We start from the raw sequence: 20,434 nt of genomic DNA on the forward strand, positions 1-20,434 counted from the left end.
GCGCAGCACCGGTGCTCCCTCCCCTTCAAGGGGAGGGTTGGGGTGGGGATGGGTTTCGGACGGAGCTTGGACAGGCGCCGGTCAATTCCGACGGAAACCCATCCCCCTCCTAACCTCCCCCTTGAAGGGGGAGGAACACGGTGCCGAGCACATATCTGATGCCTAGTTAATAACCGCCGGTGCAGGAGACGAACGATGAAGATCGAAGGCATGTCTGCGGTCGTGACGGGCGCGGGCTCCGGGCTGGGTGCGGCGACCGCCGCCGCGCTTGCACGGGCCGGCGCGAAGGTCGCGCTGCTGGACCTCAAGGTCGACGCGGCCGATGCGGTCGCGCGGACCTGCGGCGGCGCCGCGTTCCAGTGTGATGTGGCCGACCCGGCAAGCGTAGCCGATGCGCTCGCGGCGGTCGGGGAGCGCCACGGCGCGGCGCGCATCGTCGTCCACTGCGCGGCGATCTCGATCGGCCGCGTGCCGCTCGTCGGCGGCGACCCGGTCGCGCGCCTTGCCGCCTTCGCGCGGCAGGTGCGCATCAACCTCGACGGTGCGCTGAACGTGCTGAGCCTCGCTGCCGACGCGATGCGGCGGCTCGCGCCGCTCGACGACGGCGAGCGCGGCGTCGTCGTGAACACCGCGTCGATCGCCGCGTTCGAAGGGCAGGCGGGCAGCGCCGCGTATTCGGCCTCCAAGGGCGGCATCGCCGCGCTGACGCTGCCGGCCGCGCGCGAATTGTCTGCCCTCGGCATCCGCGTCAATGCGATCGCGCCGGGCATCTTCGACACCCCGATGATGGCCGGCCTGCCCGACTACGTGCGCGCGCTCTACCTCGCCGACAGCGTGTTCCCCAAACGCTTCGGCGCGCCCGCGGAGTTCGCCGAACTCGCGCTCGCGATCGTCGCGAACCGCATGCTCAACGGCGAAGTGATCCGTCTCGACGGCGCGCTGCGGCTGCCGGCCGCCGCCGACTTCCTCACCCGCGCCGGCGTCCTCGCCGCGCCTGCCTTCAACGACTGACAAGGATTCCGTCATGAACAAATACCATCTGACCGACGACCAGCTCGACGCCTGGGACGCCATCCGCCGTTTCGCGCAGGAGCGCATCGCGCCGTTCGCGAAGGAAATCGAGGACAGCAACGAGTTTCCGCGCGAGCTCTTCCGCGAGATCGCCGGGCAGGGCTATCTCGGCGCCGCGCAATCGCCCGACTTTGGCGGCGCGGGTTGCGACGCCGTGACGCTGTGCCTGATCCTCGAAGAGATCTCGAAGGCCTCGGGCGCGGTCGGCAACTCCTTCAACACGCACGTGAGCCTCGTCACCGAGCTGATCGGCACGCACGGCACGCCCGCGCAGAAGGACAAGTACCTCGGCGCGCTGATCTCCGGTCGCAAGTTCGGCGCCTTCGGCCTCACCGAACCGTCCGGCGGTTCGAACGCCGGCGCACCGCTGACGCGTGCCGTGCCCGACGGCAACGACTGGCTGCTCTCCGGCTCGAAAGCCTTCATCACCAACGGCCCGATCGCCGACATCTTCGTCGTCACGGCGAAGACGCCCAACGGCGTGTCGGCCTTCATCGTCGAACGCGGCATGCCGGGTTTCGAAGCCGGCCCGCCGGATAAGAAGATGGGGATGCACGGTTCGCCGACCTCGTCGCTGTACTTCGACGAAGTGCGCGTGCCGCAGGCCAACATGCTCGGCGCCGAAGGCACGGGCTTCCGCAAGTTCGCGCAGGCGCTCGACCGCGGCCGCATCAACGTCGCGTCGCTGATCGTCGGCATCGCGCAGGCGTCTTATGAAGCCGCGGTCGTCTATGCGCGCGAACGCGAGCAGTTCGGCCGGCCGATCGCGGCCTTCCAGGGCGTGCAGTTTCCGCTTGCCGAGATGGTGACCGACATCGAGGCTTCGCGCCTGCTGATCCTGAACGGCGCGCGCATGTACGACGCCGGGCTGCCGATCAAGCTCGAATCGTCGATGGCGAAGTACTTCGCGGCCGAAGCGGCGCTGCGCGTCTGCGACACCTCGATCGCGATCCACGGCGGCTATGGCTACTACTGCGACTTCCCGGTCGAGCGCTACTTCCGCGACGTGAAGTGCTACCACATCGCCGAAGGCACGAGCCAGATCCAGCGCCTCGTGATCGCGCGCGAGACGGTCGGGCGCTATCCGCTGTGAGGCGTGCGGGAATGATCACCATGAAAGGGAGGCGTACATCATGCCGTCGAGGCCGCTGAGAAGATTGATGGTTCATCTCGACCAGGGCGAGCGCAGCGCGGTGCGGATGGCCATGGCCGTGTCGCTCGCGCGCTTGCACGGCGCGCAACTGATCGGGGTGTTCGGGCAGCGCGCGCAGCCACACCGCGTCGGCGTCGTCGCGAACTGGCCGAGCCCGGAGTATTCCGAGGCCGCGGCCGCGAGCCAGCGACTCTTTGCCCAAGTGAGCGAGGGGCTGCCGGAGGCGTCGTGGTACGACGTCAATCGCGGCAGCGACGCCGAGTTGCTGCGCCAGATCACCGATTTCGCCCGCTATGCCGACCTCGTCGTCCTCGGCCAGCACGACGACCAGGCCAAGCCGCTGACGCCGCACGATCTCGCCGAGGAAGTCGTGCTCGGATCGGGGCGTCCGGTGCTGATCGTCCCCTATGCGGGGGAGTTCACCGAGGTCGGCCGCCGACCGCTGATCGCATGGAATGCGTCGCGCGAATCGGCCCATGCGGTGAGCGACGCGCTGCCGCTGATCGCGGACTGTGCCGAGGCCGTGGTGGTGTCACTCGACGCGCGCCACGAGCACGCGAAGGACGGCTGCCAGCAGCTGTCGGCCCACCTCGCGTGCCACGGCGGGCACGCGAAGACCGAGGTGCTGGTCGTCGAGGACGTCGGCGTCATGGACGTGCTGCTGAGCCGCGTCTCGGACGTTGGCGCCGATTTGCTGGTGATGGGCGCGCACGGCCCCGCGGGCTTGCCCTTTGTCAGCGCCGGCGCGGGCACGCGCCACATCCTGCGGCACATGATCGTGCCGGTGCTGATGTCGAACTGAACTGGAGTGAAGGCATGAAGATTCTGGTACCCGTGAAACGCGTGGTCGATTACAACGTCAAGGTGCGGGTCAAGGCCGACGGCACGGGCGTCGATATCGCGAACGTAAAGATGGCGATGAACCCGTTCGACGAGATCGCCGTGGAAGAGGCGGTGCGGCTGAAGGAGGCGGGCATCGCGACCGAAGTCGTCGCCGTGTCCTGCGGCGTCGCGGCCTGCCAGGAGACGCTGCGCGCGGCGATGGCGATCGGGGCCGACCGCGGCATCCTCGTCGAGACGGAAGTCGAGCTGCAGCCGCTGGCGGTGGCGAAGCTGCTGAAGGCACTGTGCGACAAGGAGCAGCCGGCGGTCGTGATCTGCGGCAAGCAGGCGATCGACGACGACGCCAACCAGACCGGCCAGATGCTCGCGGCGCTGATGGGCTGGCCGCAGGCGACCTTCGCCTCCAAGGTCACCCTCGGCGAGGGCCGGGCGACGGTGATGCGCGAGATCGACGGCGGCCTCGAGACCCTCGAGATCAAGCTGCCGGCGGTGGTCACCACCGACCTGCGCCTGAACGAGCCGCGCTACGCGACGCTGCCCAACATCATGAAGGCGAAGAAGAAGCCGCTCGACACGGTGAAGCCTGCCGACCTCGGTGTGGACGTGACCCCGCGTCTCGCGACGCTGAAGGTCGCCGAGCCCCCGAAGCGCAGCGCCGGCGTGCGCGTCGCGGACGTCGCACAACTCGTCGACAAGCTCAAGAACGAAGCGAAGGTGATCTGATGGCGATCCTGGTTATTGCTGAACACGACAACGCGAACCTGAAGGCCGCGACCCTCAATACCGTCGCTGCCGCGGCGAAGCTGGGCGCGCATTTGGCAACCGAGGTTCACGTGCTGGTCGCCGGTGCGAACTGCTGCGCGGCTGCGGCGGAAGCGGCGAAGATCGCGTGCGTGGCGAAGGTGCGGGTGGCCGACGCGGCCCATTACGAAGCGCAAACCGCCGAGAACGTCGCGGCGCTCGTCGTGGGAGTGGTGGCCAACGAGGCGGCGGGCTACACCCACATCCTCGCGCCGAGCACCGCGAACGGCAAGAACGTCGCTCCGCGCGTGGCGGCGTTGCTCGATGTTGCGCAGATCTCCGACATCGTCGCGGTCGAATGCGCTGACACCTTCGTGCGTCCGATCTACGCGGGCAACGCGATGGCGACCGTCAAGAGCGGCGATGCGGTGAAGGTCATCACCGTGCGCACAACCGCCTTCGAAGCTGCGGGAATGTTGGTAACTGAGGGTGGCGCTGCAGCAGTGGAAGCGCTCGCCGCTGGTCCGGACCTGGGCTTGACGACGCTGAAGGGCCGCGAGCTCACCAAGAGCGCGCGCCCCGAACTCGGCGCGGCGAAGATCATCATCTCCGGCGGTCGTGGCCTCGGCAGCGGCGAGAACTACCAGCAGCTGCTCGAGCCGCTGGCGGACGCCCTCGGCGCCGCCCTCGGCGCCTCGCGCGCCGCGGTCGACGCCGGTTACGTCCCGAACGACTACCAGGTCGGCCAGACCGGCAAGATCGTCGCGCCGCAGCTCTACATCGCGGTCGGCATCTCCGGTGCGATCCAGCATCTCGCAGGCATGAAGGACTCCAAGGTGATCGTCGCGATCAACAAGGACCCCGAGGCGCCGATCTTCCAGGTCGCGGACTACGGCCTCGTCGGCGATCTCTTCGAGGTCGTCCCCGAACTCGGGCGCTGCGTCGCACCGGCGTAAGCCCTCGCGCTCGGGTCCTACTTACCGTCTTCAGCGGCAATAGACTCTCTCTCCTCCGTGCCGCCGGAGTTCATCCGGCTCGCAAGACCCTCTTCGCGAGCCGGATCCTTTTCTCTCCCCCGCAGGAGCCGCCGGCGCTCCCGTCGTCCGGCCGCTCAGCACGAAATGTCCTGTTGTAACGAAGCGGCAATTTCACGCTAACGCATCGTCATGTCCACCGGAAACCCGAGCAGACGATGCGAGGAAGCTCGCTGAAGCGGTGCAGAAACGAGCATGAATCCGCCTGGCGATTCCGTCCTGCGCATGCAAAGCGCAGCCAAAAGTTGCGTAGAAGTTGCACGAAATGTCCTGTTGCTAGCCCGATTTGCAACGAGCTCCGACCGGCCTTCGCAACAGAATGTCTCCGCTGAATGAACGTCCAGTGAATTCGGCAACGACATCGACAAGGAGGAGACCTCGCCGGCCGGGCGTGCCGGCGGTTGACGGCGCGCAGGGCGTCCAGCCCGGGGCCGGCCCGTTCAGACCGGGTCGCGAGCCGTGTCCGCATCGAGGCGCGTCCGCCGCATTCATCAAGAAAAGACCCGCAGCCACACCAAAGGGATGGAACAACATGAAGACAGATCATTGGATTGCCCGGCGCTCCGGGAGCGCGCTCGCGCTGCTGCTGGCCGTCGGCGCCGGGCCCGCGTTGGCCGACGAGGCCGACAAGGCGCAGATCCGCGAACTCGCGGCAAAGATCGAAGCGCTGCAGGCGCAACTGAAGATGCTCGCCGACAAGACCTCGTCGGTGCCGGCGCAGGCGGCTGCGAAGCCCGCGGCCGAAGTGGTCACCGCCGGCGAGCTTCCCGGCTCGATCAGGATTCCGGGCACCGAGACCTCGCTCAAGATCGGTGGCATGGTAGCGCTCGACATCGTCAAGGACTTCAGCGGCGGCGGCATGGGCGGGGCGGTCGCGCAGCCGCAGTCGATCGCCTTCGACGGCTCGGCGCAATCCAGGCGCGACGGGCAATTGAGCATGAGCGCACGTCGCAGCCGGCTGAATCTGCGCACGCTGACGCCGACTGATTTCGGCAAGGTCACGACCTATGTCGAAGGCGATTTCATCGGCGGTAGCGGTAACGAGCTGGTGACCAATTCGGCGTCGTTCCGCCTGCGTCACGCCTATCTGGAGGTCGGGCCGTGGCTCGCCGGTCAGTTCTGGACGAACTTCGCCGATCTGGCGACCTTCCCGGAGACCGTCGATTTCCAGGGCGGGCACGGCATGGTGCAGGCGATCCGCCAGCCCCAGCTGCGCTTCTCGAAGCAGTGGGGCGGGCACGAGCTGGCGGTCGCGATCGAGAACCCCGAAGCGGACATCGTCGGGATGTCGGTCGCGAGCTTCAATCCCGGCGTCGGGCCGGTGCCGACGACGCACGTCGACCAGTATCCGGATCTCACCGCGCGCTACGCGTTCTCCGGCGACTGGGGACGCATCGCGGTCGGCGCGCTCGCGCGCAAGCTGACCGTCGACAACCGTGGCGCGACACCGATCGGCGGCTTCGTTGGCGAGGACAACGTGTTCGCGGGGGGCGTGATGCTTGCGGGGCGGATCAAGACCGGTGGCAAGGATTCGCTGCAGTTCGGCGTCGAAGCTGGTCACGGCCTGGGGCGTTACATCACCGGTGCGCCGATCCCGGCCGCGGCCGTCCTCGACAACGGCGAACTGAAGACGGTCAAGTCGTGGGGCGCGACCGTCGGCTACCAGCATTACTGGAGCCCGACCTGGCGTTCCAACCTCGTCGTCGGCCGCGTCGGCCTCGACAACCCGCACCCGCCGATCGGGCGCACGGCGGTGAGCCGCATCGACGCGCTGTTCCTGAACCTGTTCTGGCAGCCCGTGCCGCGCGCGCTCGTCGGCATCGAGTACGTCCGCGGCGAGGTGCGAAACGACGCGACGAAGACCGGGACGCTCTCGAACGAGGGCAGTGCCGACCGTCTCGGCGCGACGTTCATCTACCAGTTCTAGCGTCGTCCGGCGCCCCTTCCCGCGGTGCACGGGGGGAGGGCGCGTCCGTGCGTTGCGGGGAAATGGCTTCCTCGCAACGCAAATCACCCCTTCCGCAGGAGTTCACACCATGCTCGACATCACACGCACGGATCTGCTGCTCGGCATCGTCGGCACCGGCCTGATGGGGCGCGGCATCGCGCAGATCGCTGTCCAGGGTGGCATTCGCGTGCTGTTGCACGACGCGCGTCCGGACGCCGCCGGCGAAGCGCGCGCGGCGATCGGCCAGGTTCTCGAAACGCTCGCCGCCAAGGGCAAGATCTCGCAGGCCGAGGCCGATGCGGCCATCGGGCGGATCGGCATCGGCGAATCGCTGCAGGCGCTTGCCGGCTGCCACATCGTCGTCGAAGCCATCGTCGAACAGCTCGACGCCAAGCGCGCGTTATTCGGCCAGCTCGAAGACATCGTCGGCGACACCTGCATCCTTGCGACGAACACCTCGTCGCTGTCAGTCACGTCGATCGCCGCGGGCTGCCGCCTGCCCGGCCGTGTCGGCGGCTTCCACTTCTTCAGCCCCGTGCCCCTGATGAAGATCGTCGAGGTCATCGACGGCGTGCTGGGCGACGCATGGGTCGGCACCGCGCTGACCGCACTGGCCCAGCGCATGGGCCATACGCCCGTGCGGGCAAAGGACACCCCGGGCTTCATCGTCAATCACGCCGGACGCGGCTACGGCACCGAGGCGCTGCGCATCCTGGGCGAGGGCATCGCCGGATTCGCGGACATCGACCGCATCCTGCGCCAAGCGGCGGGCTTCCGCATGGGGCCGTTCGAACTGCTCGACCTGACCGGGCTGGATGTCTCGCATCCGGTGATGGAGTCGATCTACGACCAGTACTACCAGGAACCGCGCTTCCGCCCGTCGCCGATCACGCGCCAGCGGCTTGCCGCGGGCCTGCTCGGACGCAAGAGCGGGCGCGGCTTCTACGCGTACCGCGACGGCAAGGCCGAGGCGCTCGCCGAAGACACGCCGCCGGCGAAAACGACGCGCCCCGTGTGGATCAGCCGGCGCCATGCCGCGGCCGCCGAATCTGTCGCGGCCCTGATCGAAACGCTCGGTGCAACGCTGGACCGCGGCGAACGGCCGGGCAGCGAGTCGCTGTGCCTCGTGCTGCCGTTCGGCGAGGATGCCACGACTGCCGCGCTCGCGGAAGGACTCGATCCGGCACGCACGCTGGCGCTCGACCCGCTCACGCTCGACGGCCGGCGCACGCTGATGCGCACGCCGCTGACCACCGGCGAGATGCGCGACGCGGCCTGGGGCCTGCTCGCCTCCGACGGCACGCCCGTTACGGTGATCAACGACAGCCCCGGCTTCGTTGCGCAACGGGTGCTCGCGACGATCGTCAATATCGGCTGCGACATCGCCCAGCAGGGCATCGCCACGCCGGCTGACATCGACCGCGCGGTGACCCTCGGCCTGGGTTACCCGAAGGGACCGCTCGCACTCGGCGACGCACTCGGCGCGTCGACCGTGCTCGCGATCCTCGACGCCTTGCACGCGTTCTATCGCGATCCGCGCTACCGCGCGAGCCCGTGGCTGAAGCGGCGCGCCGCACTGGGCGTGTCCCTGCTGACCCCCGAACACTGAAACGACCCGATCACACAGGAACTGCCATGCTCGACGCCTATATCTACGATGGCCTGCGCACGCCTTTCGGCCGCCACGCGGGAAGCCTCGCCGCCGTGCGCCCCGACGACCTCGTCGCGACGGTGATGCGGGAACTCGTCGCCCGTTCGCCTTTCCGCCCCGAGCAGATCGAAGACGTGATCCTCGGTTGCACCGCGCAGTCCGGCGAAGACAGCCGCAACGTGGCGCGCAATGCGTTGCTGGTCGCGGGCTTGCCGCCGAGCGTGCCCGGCCAGACGGTCAATCGCCTGTGCGGCAGCGGCCTCGCCGCCGTGCTCGACACCGCGCGCGCCATCAGCTGCGGCGAAGGCGAACTGTATATCGCCGGTGGCGTGGAGAGCATGAGCCGCGCCCCGTTCGTCGTCGCGAAGGCGGAGTCCGCCTACAGCCGCGACTTCAAGGTGTACGACTCGACCATCGGCGCACGTTTCCCGAACCGGAAAATGACCGAACAGTACGGCGCACATTCGATGCCCGAGACCGGCGACAACGTTGCCGCCGAGTTCGGCATCAGCCGCGAACAGGCCGACCGCTTCGCCGCCGCATCGCAGGCGAAGTACGCGGCCGCCAAGGCTGCCGGTTTCTACGCTGCGGAGATCCTGCCGATCAGCGTGCCGACCGGGCGCAAGACCCCGCCGCGGGTCGTCGCCGAAGACGAGCATCCGCGCGCGGAAAGCACGTATGAGTCGCTCGCGAAGCTCAAGCCGCTGTTCGAAGGCGGCGTCGTCACCGCCGGAAACGCGTCGGGCATCAACGACGGCGCCGCGGCCGTTCTGGTCGGCAACGCCGCAGTCGGCGACCGCGCCGGGGCGAAGCCGATCGCGCGCATCCTTGCCGGGGCCGCCGCGGGCGTCGAACCGCGCATCATGGGCGTCGGTCCGGCCTACGCGATCCCGAAGGCGCTCGAGCGTGCCGGGCTCACGCTCGCCGACATGGACATCATCGAGATCAACGAGGCCTTTGCGACCCAGATGCTCGGCTGCCTGAAGCTGCTGGACGTCGCCTTCGACGATCCGCGCGTGAACCCGAACGGCGGCGCAATCGCCATCGGCCACCCGCTCGGCGCATCCGGTGCGCGGCTTGCGCTCAGCGTCGCGCGCGAACTGCAGCGTCGCCAGGGCCGCTACGCCGTGGTCAGCCTGTGCATCGGCGTCGGCCAGGGGATCGCGCTGGTGCTTGAGCGCACCTGAGTGCTTGCCCGTCTGCGTGCGCAAACGCGCCCCAATGAAGCGCACGAATGGCGGTGGCCTCTAAATATGAAACAAACGAAATCAGCGGCGACAGTCAGGATCAGATGCCCGCGTCCCAGCCCGTTTCACTGCGCATGCCCGCGGCCTTCCCGGAAATGTGTGCGCTACGAAATGCCCGCACGGTCTCGAGAAATGCCGACAGGATCGGGGACTGGTCGTCGGCGCGGTAGAGGCAGCTCAGATCGATGTGGGCATTGGAGGAGGCGTCCTGCAGAGGGCGAAAGACCACGCCCGGGAGGGTGAGCACGGTGACGGACTCCGGCACGAGGCAGATGCCGAAGCCGCCCGCGACCAGGGCGACTCCGGTCACGGCATCGCCGACCTCCTGTGAAACCTTCGGCACGAAGCCCGCTTCCTCGCACAGCCTCATCACCTTGTCGATGAAGTTCGGGCGCGCCCCGGTGGGGAACAAGACCATCGGGTGCTCCGCGAGCATGCGGAACGACACATGCCTTTCCCGCGCGAGCGGATGATTTTCATTGACTGCGAGCAGCAGCGGCTCGGTCGCAACCAGCTCGGTGGCGAGGTCGGGGAGGGGCGCGAGCATGCGATTGAAGCCGACCGTGATGCGCCGCTGGCGCAGTGCTTCGATCTGTTCCGCCTTCGTCATCGTATGCAGGACCGTCTTCACTTCGGGATAGTCGTTGCGGAACGCGAGCAGCAGCCTGGGGATCGTGCCAAGGATGCCCGAGCCGAAAATCGCGACGTCGAGCCGGCCGAGCTTGCCTTGCCCCGCGCGCTGCGTGCGTTCGGTGGCCTGTTCGACGACGGCGCGGATGTTGCGCGCCTCCTCGAGGAACAGCTCCCCGGCCTGGGTCAGCTCCATGCCCTTTGGCGTGCGCGTGAATAGTCGCACCCCGAGTTCTTCCTCCAGTTGCTGGATCTGCCGAGTGAGTGGCGGCTGGGAGATGTGCAGGCGCGCGGCGGCGCGGCCGATGTTTTCTTCCTCGGCGACCGCGATGAAGTAGCGCAGGTGTCGCAGGTCCATGTCTTTGTGCCCCGTCAGTGCTCGTTCTTGAAACGATACCTTGAAGGTATTGATGGCGCCAAATAATGGTATTGGACGGTAATTCTCGACATCGATAACTTCCTCCTCCAGATCGGGCGACGCGCGGCATTCACCGACGGAGCGCACCGATGGAAAAGAACTCGCATAAGGAGGAAGACATGGGGTCGAAGAAGTTGGCGTACCGCGGTGCGCGGGAAGTTCGTCTGCGGAAGGCGGTGGGCGCGGTGATCGGTGCGTTGGCGGCAATGTCGGCCGCTCACAGTGCCTTTGCATTCCAGATCGACATCGGCAATCCGGACGTCCGCATGACCTGGGACAACACCGTCAAATACAGCGCAGCATGGCGCGTGCGCGGTGTCGATTCGAACGTCGCCGACAACTCGCTGGGTGTGCAGGCCAACACCAACGACGGTGACCTCAACTTCGATCGCGGGCTGATCTCCAACCGCATCGACCTGCTGTCGGAATTCGACTTCCGCTACAAGCGCAACTTTGGCTTCCGCGTCAGCGGCGCAGCCTGGTACGACGAAGTCTATAACCGCCACAACGACAATGCCGGCGCACTCGGTGGCGCGCTGGTGAATTCGCGTTCGGCCGATTTCGACGAATTCACCGACGACACCCGCGATCTGCACGGCCGCAAGGCGGAGTTCCTGGATGCCTTCGTGTGGACGAACCTCACGCCGGGCGACATGAACGTGAACCTCAAGGCCGGCCGCTTCACGCAGCTCTACGGCGAGAGCCTGTTCTTCGGCAGCAACGGCATCGCCGCCGCGCAGACCTCGCTCGACCTGATCAAGGCGCTTTCGGTGCCGAACTCGCAGTTCAAGGAAATCCTGCGCCCGGTGGGGCAGGTGTCGGCGCAACTGCAGGTCAGCCCGACCTTCTCGATCGGTGCGTACTACCAGGCCGAATGGCGCAAGACGCGGTTGCCGGCGGCGGGTTCGTACTTCAGCTTCGCGGACTTCGTCGACGAGGGGGGCGAGACCGTCATCCTCGGGCCGGGTGCCTTCGTGCATCGCGGCAAGGATATCGATGCGAAGGATTCGGGGCAGGGCGGCCTGCAGCTGAAGTTCAAGGCGGGCGATACCGAATACGGCGTGTATGCCGCGCAATACCACGACAAGATGCCGCAGTTCTACCTGCGCCCCGGCGTGAATCCGCGCAACGGCAGCATCGGCGACTACGTGCAGGTCTTCGCGGAGAACATCCGCACGGTCGGCGCGAGCTTCAGCACGCTGCTCGGCGAGACCAACGTCGGCGGCGAGATCTCCTTCCGCGACAACATGCCGCTGGTGGCGAGCGGCAACACCGTGATCCTGCCGGGCAACACGACGGCCGACGGCGACAGCGATGCCGCCTTCCCGGTCGGGCGCACGCTGCACCTCAACCTGTCGGCGATCAGCGTCCTGTCCGCGAACCCGCTGTGGGAAGGCGCCTCCTTCATCGGCGAGTTCGCCTACAACCGCCGGTTGGAGGTCACCGACAACGCGAACCAGCTTGACCCGCGGGCGACGCGCGATGCGAGCGCGATCCAGTTCATCTTCCAGCCCGAGTACTTCCAGGTGCTGCCCGGCCTCGACCTGCAGGTGCCGATCGGCGTGAGCTACGGCCTCACCGGTCGCTCGTCGGTGAACGGCGCGCTGTTCCCGTCGGAGCATGGCGGCAACCTCAGCGTGGGCGTGAAGGCCGAGTACCAGAAGACCTGGCAGGCCGGCATCACCTACACCCACTACATCGGCTCGCCCGGTTCGGTCATCCGCTACAACACCGCGGTGCCGCAACTCTCGTACGACAACTTCCACGGCGACCGCGACTTCATCTCGCTGTCGGTCCAGCGCACGTTCTGATTTCACAAATTCATAAATCGAGGAGACGAGAATGCACAAGCATCTGATTCTGTCGGCGGCGATTGCCGCCATGCTGAGCGGCGCGCAGGTCGCGCACGCCGCGGTCGGCGCCGACGAGGCCGCCAAACTCAAGACGACGCTGACCCCCTTGGGCGGCGAGAAGGCCGGCAACAAGGACGGCAGCATCCCGGAATGGAACGGCGGCGTCACCAAGCCGCTGCCCGGCAAGAAGATGGGCGACATCCCGACCGAGATCTTCGCCAACGAAAAACCCGTGTTCCAGGTCAATGCCAAGAACATCGCGCAGTACGACGCGCTGTTGTCGGACGGGACCAAGGCGCTGCTGCAAAAGTATCCCGAGTCGTTCCGGCTCGACGTCTACCCGACCCACCGCACCGCTGCCGCGCCGCAGAAGGTGTATGACAGCGTCGCGAAGAACGCGACCCGCTGCAAGCTCAAGGACGGCGGCTACTCGATCGAGGGGTGTATCGGCGGCACGCCTTTCCCGATCCCGAAGGAAGGCGTCGAGGTGATGTGGAACTACCTGATGCGCGTCGAGGCACCGTCGATCGAGTACCGCTTCAAGAACATCGTCGGTAACGCGGATGGCTCGCACACGCTGGCGACGCGCAACGAGATCTCGTTCCAGTACCCGCAGTACTACGAGGATGCGACCCCGGAAAGCTGGTCGGGCGAGTACGCGATGTTCCGCTTCAACACGCTGGAGCCCCCGTTCAAGGCGGGCGAGTCGCTGGTGATCCGCGACAGCGTCGACCAGAAGAACGCGCGCCAGGCGTGGCAGTACCTGGTCGGTCAGCGTCGTGTGCGTCGTGCGCCGACCGTCTCGTACGACACGCCGGACTTCGTTGCGTCCGGGGCGAACTACTTCGACGAGGTGCAGGGCTTCTTCGGCTCGCTCGACCGCTTCCAGTGGAAGCTGATCGGCAAGCAGGAAATGCTGATCCCGCACAACAACAACGGGTTGATCGGTGCGAAGCTGGACGATGCGCTTGCCAAGTTCCATCTGAATCCGGACCACGTGCGCTGGGAGCGCCACCGCGTCTGGGTGGTCGAGGCGAGCGTCGCGTCGGGCAAGCGTCATGCGGTGCCCAAGCGTCGCTACTACATCGACGAGGACACCTGGCTGATCGCGCTGGTCGACGGTTATGACGCCGAAGGCAAGCTGTGGCGCACCACCCAGGTCACGCCTTTCGTCGTGCCCTCGATCCCGGCGACGCTGATGAAGACCGCGACCGTGTTCAACCTGCAGGCCGGCACGATGAGTGTGATCCAGGCGCTCAACGGCGAGGACTTCAAGGTCGTGCCGCGCAAGCAGGAAACCTTCTTCACCGGTGACGCCGTCGCCGCCGAAGGCGTGCGCTGATACGCCTCCCCTGGTTGCGGATCCGGCCCTGATCCCTCCTCCTCCCGGGGCCGGATTCCGCCCTCCTGCATGTCCGATCCTTCGCCCGTCGCCGTATGGCGGCGCGCGGGATCGTTGTCGAACCGAGTACCGATGATGCGCCCAAATCTTCCCAGCACCCGACGCACCGCGCTCACCGCCGCAATCCTGGTCATCGCCTGCCTGGGCGGTGTCGGCGGCGCGCTGGCGGCCCCCATTCCCGATCTGCTCGACCTGCCTGCCCCGGTCAATGCGCGTGCAGTGCGCTCGCTCCAGCTCGCGGTCACGCGTGCCGGCGATCGCCTGGTCGCGGTCGGCGAGCATGGCACCGTGCTGTTGTCCGATGACAACGGCCGCAACTGGCGCCAGGCGCGCCGCGTGCCGGTGAGCGTCGCGCTGACCGACGTGCATTTCCCGACCGCGCAACTCGGGTGGGCGGTGGGGCACAGCGGGGTCGTGCTGCACAGCGCGGACGGCGGCGAAACCTGGGCGCGTCAGCTCGACGGCAAGCTCGCGGCACAGGTCGTTGTCGAGGATGCCCGCAAGCGCGCCGGCGAGAGCGAGGGCGGCAATCTCGACGCCGGCAATCGCGATGCCGCCGCGCGCCGGCTGCGCGACGCCGAGGGACTGGTCGCCGACGGCCCGGACAAGCCCTTCCTCGGCGTGCATTTCGCGGACGAGAGCCGTGGCTGGGTGGTCGGGGCCTACGGCCTCGCCTTGGCCACCAAGGATGGCGGCAAAAGCTGGACCTCGTTGATGGGCACGATCCCCAATCCGCGCGGCAAGCACCTGTACCAGGTGCGTGGCGATGCGAATGCGCTCCTCGTCGCGGGCGAGCAGGGCGCGCTGTTCCGCTCGACCGATGGCGGAAGCGCCTTCAGCGCGCTTGCGACCCCGTATGCCGGCACCTGGTTCGGCGCGCTGCGCACGCGCAGCGACACGCTCCTCGCATTCGGCCTGCGTGGCAACGCCTGGCGCAGTGCCGACGGCGGGGCGAGCTGGGAGCGCATCGACGCCGGACAGCCGGTGACACTCGCCGCGGGCCGCACGCTGGCCGACGACTCGATCATCCTCGGTGACGCGAGTGGCCGCCTGCTGCGCAGCACGGACGGCGGACGCAGCCTCGTCGCGCTGACCGTTGCGCCCACCTCCGGCCTCACCGGCCTCGTGCAGGCCGCCGACGGCGCCCTGATTCTTTCCGGACCGCGCGGACTCACGCGCATCGAGCCGGAACTCCTCGTTGCGGAAGTGAAAAAATGAGCCACGCCCACGCCATGCCCGCAGGCGTCGTCATCGGCGACCTCGCGGCCTTCGACTCGCGCTCCGGTTCGCTCGGCGAACGCCTGCTGTTCAACAACCGCCTCGTGATCGTCGTGCTGTGCCTGATCACGACGCTGGTGCTCGGCTATCAATCGCTCGGGCTGTCGCTGAATGCGGCGTTCGAGAAGATGATTCCCACCGGGCACCCGTATATCGCGAACTTCCTCGAGAACCGCAGCCAGCTTGCCGGCATGGGCAACACGCTGCGCATCGCGGTGGAAGCGAAGGAAGGGACGATCTTCGACGCCGACTACCTCGACACGGTGCGCAGGATCAACGACGAGCTCTTCCTGCTGCCCGGCGTCGATCGCCCCTACATGAAATCGTTGTGGACGCCGGCGGTGCGCTGGACCGGCGTGACCGAGGACGGCCTCGACGGCGGCCCCGTGGTCCCGGACGACTACGACGGCTCGACCGACAGCCTCGAGCAGGTGCGGCTCAACGTCGAGCGCTCGGGCGAGATCGGCCAGCTCGTCGCCGCCAACTACAAGTCCAGCATCGTGCTCGTGCCGCTGCAGGAAAAGATCGCCGAAACCGGGGCGCGCATCGACTACGCGCAGCTCTCCGAGCGCATCGAGGAACTGCGCGCGAAGTATGAGAACGACCGCGTCCGCATTCATGTCACCGGCTTTGCCAAGGTCGTCGGCGATCTACTCGCGGGCCTGCAGCAGGTGATGGTCTTCTTCGCCATCGCCATCACGATCTGCACCGCGGTGCTGTACTGGTACACGCGCTGCCTGCGCAGCACCCTGCTCGTAGTGCTGTGTTCGATGATCGCGGTGGTGTGGCTGCTCGGGCTCCTGCCCACGCTGGGCTACGAGCTCGATCCCTATTCGGTGCTGGTGCCCTTCCTGGTCTTCGCCATCGGCATGAGCCACGGCGCGCAGAAGATGAACGGCATCATGCAGGACATCGGCCGCGGTACGCACAAGCTGGTCGCCGCGCGCTACACCTTCCGGCGGCTGTTCCTCGCCGGGATGACCGCGCTGCTCGCCGACGCGGTGGGCTTCGCGGTGCTGATGGTGATCGACATCCAGGTCATCCAGGATCTCGCGGTCACGGCGAGCATCGGCGTTGCGGTGCTGATCTTCACCAACCTCGTGTTGCTGCCGATCCTGCTGTCCTACACCGGGGTGAGCCCGGTCGCCGCCGAGCGCAGCCTGCGCGCCGAGACGATGGAGGCGAACGACTCGGGGCACGGCAAGCACGCGTTCTGGGCCTTCCTCGACCTTTTCACCCAGCGCAAGTGGGCGACCATCGCCGTTGCCGCGGGCGTCGTGATGGGCGTCGTGGGACTGGCGACCAGCTTCCAGCTCAAGATCGGCGACACCGACCCGGGCGCCCCCGAACTGCGCTCCGATTCGCGCTACAACCGCGACAACGCCTTCATGGTGGCCAACTATGCGGCGAGCAGCGACGTGTACATCGTCATGGTGAAGACGCCGCAGTACGCCTGCGCGCATTACGACACGCTGATGTCGGTCGACGCGCTCGAACGCGAGCTGCAGCAGCTGCCGGGCGTCGAGGCGACAAGCTCGCTCGCCGGCCTCGCGAAGGTGTCGCACGCCGGCATGAACGAAGGCAGCCTGAAGTGGTTCGAGATCCCGCGCTCGCAGGACATGCTCAACGCCATCATCACCCGCGCGCCGCGCGAACTCTTCAACCAGAACTGCGACCTGACGACGGTGTATGTCTACCTGAAGGATCACAAGGCCGACACCCTGACCAGCGTCGTGAACACGGTCGAGGCCTTCGCCGCGCAGCACGGCAGCGACGAGATCCGCTTCCTCAATGCTGCCGGCAACGCCGGCATCGAGGCCGCGACCAACATCGTCGTGCGCAAGGCCAACGTCGAGATGCTGTTCCTCGTCTATGCGGCCGTGATCATCCTCGCGTTCATCACCTTCCGTTCGTGGCGCGCGGTGATCTGCGCCGTGCTGCCGCTGATGCTGACCTCGGTGCTGTGCGAGGCGCTGATGGTGTGGCTCAACATCGGCGTGAAGGTCGCGACCCTGCCGGTGATCGCACTGGGCGTCGGCATCGGCGTCGACTATGCGCTCTATGTCATGACGGTCACGCTCGCGCAACTCAAGCACGGCATGAGCCTGTCGGAGGCGTACTACAAGGCGCTGCTCTTTACCGGCAAGGTCGTCGTGCTGACCGGCATCACGCTGGGCATCGCGGTCGCGACCTGGGCGTTCTCGCCGATCAAGTTCCAGGCCGACATGGGGATCCTCCTCGCCTTCATGTTCGTGTGGAACATGCTCGGCGCCCTGATCCTGCTGCCGGCGCTGGGACATTTCCTGCTGCGTCCGAAGAAAACCGTCGCCATCTGAGCCCCGGGGAGACTGAACATGTACCGTCATTTGCTGGTGCCGCTCGATGGTTCCGAGCTGGCAACGAATCTCGTCACCCAGTCGGTCGAGTTCGCCCGCACGCTGGGCGCGCGCATCACCTTCTTCACCGCCCGCGAGGATTTCGGCGCGAGCGGCGAGGGCGCGCTGCAGCGCACGCTGGCGCCGCAGGACTATGTCGATCAGGCCGCGGGCGACGCCTACGCCATCCTCGCCAAGGCCAAGGCCGCCGCGGGGCAGGTGGAGCTGCGGTGCGACACCGTCGTGCGCACCGGGGCGCGGCCGTGGGAGCTGATCCTGCAGGTCGCGGAAGAGCGCGGCTGCGACCTGATCTTCATGGCCTCGCATGGCCGGCGCGGGCTGCAGGCGTTCGTTCCCGGCTCGCAGACGCAGAAGGTGCTGGCCCACGCGCGCCTGCCGGTGCTGGTCGCGACCGTCGAGCGCAACGCGCCGGCGGGTGCGGCGCGGGCGGCCATCGGGATCATCCAGGACGAGCATCGCTCGATCGCGTCCGTGCTCGCCGGGCTGCGCGCGGCGATGCGCGAGGCGCGCAGGCGCGACACCCTGCCGGACCTCGATTTCATTGCCGCCCTGCTGCACTACATCAAGTCCTTTCCCGAGGTGCTGCATCATCCGAAGGAAGAGCGGTTCCTCTTCAGCAAACTCGCGGCACGCACCCGCGACGCGGACGAAATCCTCGCGGTGCTGCGCCACGAACACGAGGAGGGCGGCGCGATCGTCGCGGATGTCGAGGCCGCCGTGGAGCGCTGCCGCAGCGATCGTTCCGGCCTCGCCACACTCGCCCTGGCGGTCGATGCCTTCATCGAATCGCAGTGGCGCCACCTCAACACCGAGGAAGAGATCATCCTGCCCGCGGCGCTGGAGCACCTCAGCGACGAGGACTGGCGCGAAGTCGAGCAGGCGTTCCGTGAAAACGGCGATTCCCGCGTCGGCGGCGAATACGACGAAGGTTTCAAAAAGCGCTTCGCGAAGCTGATGAATGTCACTGCGGCGGGGGATAATTGGCAGTAGCTTGAAAACCATCAATCCCAACGAGAGGGCGCCGCTCGAACGACGCCCCCACACGGAGAGACGTCCGGATGCAACACGAGAAGCTGATCGAGCAGTTCAACCTGCGCTCGCGGCTGCGCTTCAACCTCGAGACCGGGCACATCTGGCTCGGCGAGAACCGCATGCTGATGTTCCACGCGCAGGCCTTCGGCGCGTTGCGCAAGGAACTGTTCGACTCGCTCGGCGCCAAGCGGGCGAAGGGCGTGCTGCTGCGCATGGGCTTCGCCTCCGGTCGCCATGACGCGGAACTCGCCTACAAGCTCTCGAATCAGCTCAACCCCTACGAAGCGTTCCAGATCGGCCCGGAGCTCCACGCCTTTGAAGGTCTGGTGAAGGCGACCATCGTCGACGCGAAGATCGACTGGGAGGCCGGCACCTTCTTCGGCGAGGTCGAATGGCAGAACTCGTGGGAAGCCGAGTCGCACATCCAGCATTTCGGCGTCGGCGAAGACGTCGCGTGCTGGAGCCTCGTCGGCTATGCGTCCGGCTACACCAGCTATTTCCTCAAGCGCTTCATCGTGTTCCGCGAGATGGAATGCACCGGGCGCGGTGACCCGCGTTGTTTCATCGTCGGCAAGCCCGCCGAGGCGTGGAACTTCGACGACGATTATCTCGACTACTTCCAGCCCGACAACGTCGAATGCAAGCTCCGCCAGTTGCAGGACGACGTCAAGCAACTGACGGCCACCCTGTCCGCGCAGCAGGCCCCGGCCGGCCGGCTCGTCGGCAGCTCGCCGGGATTCCGCGCCGCATTCGATCTCGTCAGCAAGGCAGCGAAAAGCCCGATCAGCGTGCTGCTGCTCGGGGAGACCGGCGTCGGCAAGGAGATGTTCGCGCGTTGGCTGCACGAGCACAGCGACCGCGCCGACCAGCCCTTCGTCGCGATCAACTGCGCGGCGATCCCGCACGACCTGATCGAATCGGAACTCTTCGGGGTGCAGAAGGGCGCGTACACCGGCGCGCAGCATTCGCGCCCGGGGCGTTTCGAGCGCGCCAACGGCGGCACGCTGTTCCTCGACGAAGTGGGCGACCTGTCGCCCGCCGCACAGGTGAAGCTGCTGCGCGTGCTGCAGACCGGCGAGATCGAACGGCTGGGCGACGACCAGACGCGCAAGGTGAACGTGCGCCTCGTCGCCGCGACCAACGTGAACCTGCAAGCGGCCATCGCCGAAGGGCGCTTCCGTGCCGACCTCTATTACCGGCTCGCAACCTATCCCGTCACGATCCCGCCGCTACGCGAGCGCAAGGCCGACATCCCCCTGCTGGCCGCGGCCCTGGTCGAGAAATACGCTCCGACCTACCACAAGAAGATCGACGGCATCACCGACCGCGCGATGCAGGCGCTGCTCGCGCAAGACTGGCCCGGCAACGTGCGCGAACTGGAAAACCTCATCGAACGCGGCGTGCTGCTCGCGCAACCGGGCGGTCAGATCGAGCTGGAGCACCTGTTCGCGGCCGGTGCCCCCGAACCGCAGAACGGCGTCGAGATCGGCCGCGAAGGCTTCATCGGCGATGCCGTGGAAGCGAACCGCGGCAGGCTCTACGACGCGCTGCTCAACGAAGGCTTCGATCTCGAGGCGCACGAGCGCCGGCTCGTGGAACTGGCCGTGCGCCGCGCGAAGGGCAATCTGACCCACGCGGCGCGCCTGCTGGGCGTTACGCGCCGCCAGCTTGCCTATCGGCTGAAACAGGACGCGAATGCGCCCGCGCCCGAATAGTTCTCCTCCGTTCTGACGGCAA

15 protein-coding genes are annotated in these 20,434 nt (G+C 67.1%); 14 read left to right on the plus strand and 1 reads right to left on the minus strand.

All coding sequences use genetic code 11. From position 1 onward, the window contains the following. Window positions 1-195: 195 nt before the first annotated feature. From GPA27_RS17160 to GPA27_RS17195, 8 genes are all read left to right on the plus strand, one after another. Window positions 196-1,011: an SDR family NAD(P)-dependent oxidoreductase gene (locus GPA27_RS17160; RefSeq protein WP_169141715.1), complete on the plus strand. Its 816-nt coding sequence runs from the start codon at window positions 196-198 to the stop codon at window positions 1,009-1,011. 13 nt (window positions 1,012-1,024) lie between these two features. After that, window positions 1,025-2,164, plus strand: a complete 1,140-nt coding sequence (locus GPA27_RS17165; RefSeq protein ID WP_169141716.1) for an acyl-CoA dehydrogenase family protein — start codon at window positions 1,025-1,027, stop codon at window positions 2,162-2,164. A gap of 67 nt (window positions 2,165-2,231) precedes the next feature. Further along, complete coding sequence (locus GPA27_RS17170; protein ID WP_169141717.1) at window positions 2,232-3,026, plus strand: universal stress protein; 795 nt, start codon at window positions 2,232-2,234, stop codon at window positions 3,024-3,026. Between the two features lie 14 nt (window positions 3,027-3,040). Beyond that, window positions 3,041-3,790, plus strand: a complete 750-nt coding sequence (locus GPA27_RS17175; RefSeq protein WP_169141718.1) for an electron transfer flavoprotein subunit beta/FixA family protein — start codon at window positions 3,041-3,043, stop codon at window positions 3,788-3,790. Continuing rightward, the gene (locus GPA27_RS17180; RefSeq protein WP_169141719.1) at window positions 3,790-4,764 is read left to right on the plus strand and encodes an electron transfer flavoprotein subunit alpha/FixB family protein; all 975 of its coding nucleotides are present in this window, start codon (window positions 3,790-3,792) and stop codon (window positions 4,762-4,764) included. The genes GPA27_RS17175 and GPA27_RS17180 overlap by 1 nt, the downstream gene beginning before the upstream one ends. Window positions 4,765-5,374: 610 nt before the next feature. After that, window positions 5,375-6,769 (plus strand): DcaP family trimeric outer membrane transporter, encoded by a 1,395-nt coding sequence (locus GPA27_RS17185; protein WP_169141720.1) that lies wholly within the window; start codon window positions 5,375-5,377, stop codon window positions 6,767-6,769. A 109-nt stretch (window positions 6,770-6,878) separates the two neighbouring features. After that, a complete protein-coding gene (locus GPA27_RS17190; RefSeq protein ID WP_169141721.1) occupies window positions 6,879-8,399 on the plus strand; it encodes a 3-hydroxyacyl-CoA dehydrogenase in 1,521 nt (506 codons plus the stop codon). Between the two features lie 26 nt (window positions 8,400-8,425). After that, window positions 8,426-9,628: a 3-oxoadipyl-CoA thiolase gene (locus GPA27_RS17195; protein ID WP_169141722.1), complete on the plus strand. Its 1,203-nt coding sequence runs from the start codon at window positions 8,426-8,428 to the stop codon at window positions 9,626-9,628. Window positions 9,629-9,728: 100 nt separating this feature from the next. Here the strand turns inward: GPA27_RS17195 and GPA27_RS17200 are convergent, their stop codons facing one another. Next, complete coding sequence (locus GPA27_RS17200) at window positions 9,729-10,676, minus strand: LysR family transcriptional regulator (protein WP_169141723.1); 948 nt, start codon at window positions 10,674-10,676, stop codon at window positions 9,729-9,731. A 149-nt stretch (window positions 10,677-10,825) separates the two neighbouring features. Between GPA27_RS17200 and GPA27_RS17205 the strand changes: the two genes are divergently transcribed. From GPA27_RS17205 to GPA27_RS17230, 6 genes are all read left to right on the plus strand, one after another. Then, the gene (locus GPA27_RS17205; RefSeq protein WP_308446337.1) at window positions 10,826-12,547 is read left to right on the plus strand and encodes a DUF1302 domain-containing protein; all 1,722 of its coding nucleotides are present in this window, start codon (window positions 10,826-10,828) and stop codon (window positions 12,545-12,547) included. A gap of 31 nt (window positions 12,548-12,578) precedes the next feature. Continuing rightward, complete coding sequence (locus tag GPA27_RS17210) at window positions 12,579-13,931, plus strand: DUF1329 domain-containing protein (protein ID WP_169141724.1); 1,353 nt, start codon at window positions 12,579-12,581, stop codon at window positions 13,929-13,931. Between the two features lie 132 nt (window positions 13,932-14,063). Beyond that, entirely contained in the window at window positions 14,064-15,209 is a 1,146-nt protein-coding gene (locus GPA27_RS17215; protein ID WP_169141725.1) for a WD40/YVTN/BNR-like repeat-containing protein, read from the plus strand. Further along, window positions 15,206-17,605, plus strand: coding sequence for an efflux RND transporter permease subunit (locus GPA27_RS17220; protein ID WP_169141726.1), 2,400 nt, complete (start codon window positions 15,206-15,208; stop codon window positions 17,603-17,605). The genes GPA27_RS17215 and GPA27_RS17220 overlap by 4 nt, the downstream gene beginning before the upstream one ends. Window positions 17,606-17,623: 18 nt before the next feature. Further along, window positions 17,624-18,655: a universal stress protein gene (locus GPA27_RS17225; protein WP_169141727.1), complete on the plus strand. Its 1,032-nt coding sequence runs from the start codon at window positions 17,624-17,626 to the stop codon at window positions 18,653-18,655. Window positions 18,656-18,723: 68 nt separating this feature from the next. Then, on the plus strand, window positions 18,724-20,412 hold the full coding sequence (locus GPA27_RS17230; protein WP_169141728.1) for a sigma-54-dependent Fis family transcriptional regulator: 1,689 nt from the start codon (window positions 18,724-18,726) through the stop codon (window positions 20,410-20,412). The last annotated feature ends 22 nt before the right edge of the window (window positions 20,413-20,434 follow it).

It is taken from the genome of Aromatoleum toluolicum, from assembly GCF_012911005.2.
In the GTDB taxonomy this organism is placed as follows: domain Bacteria; phylum Pseudomonadota; class Gammaproteobacteria; order Burkholderiales; family Rhodocyclaceae; genus Aromatoleum; species Aromatoleum toluolicum.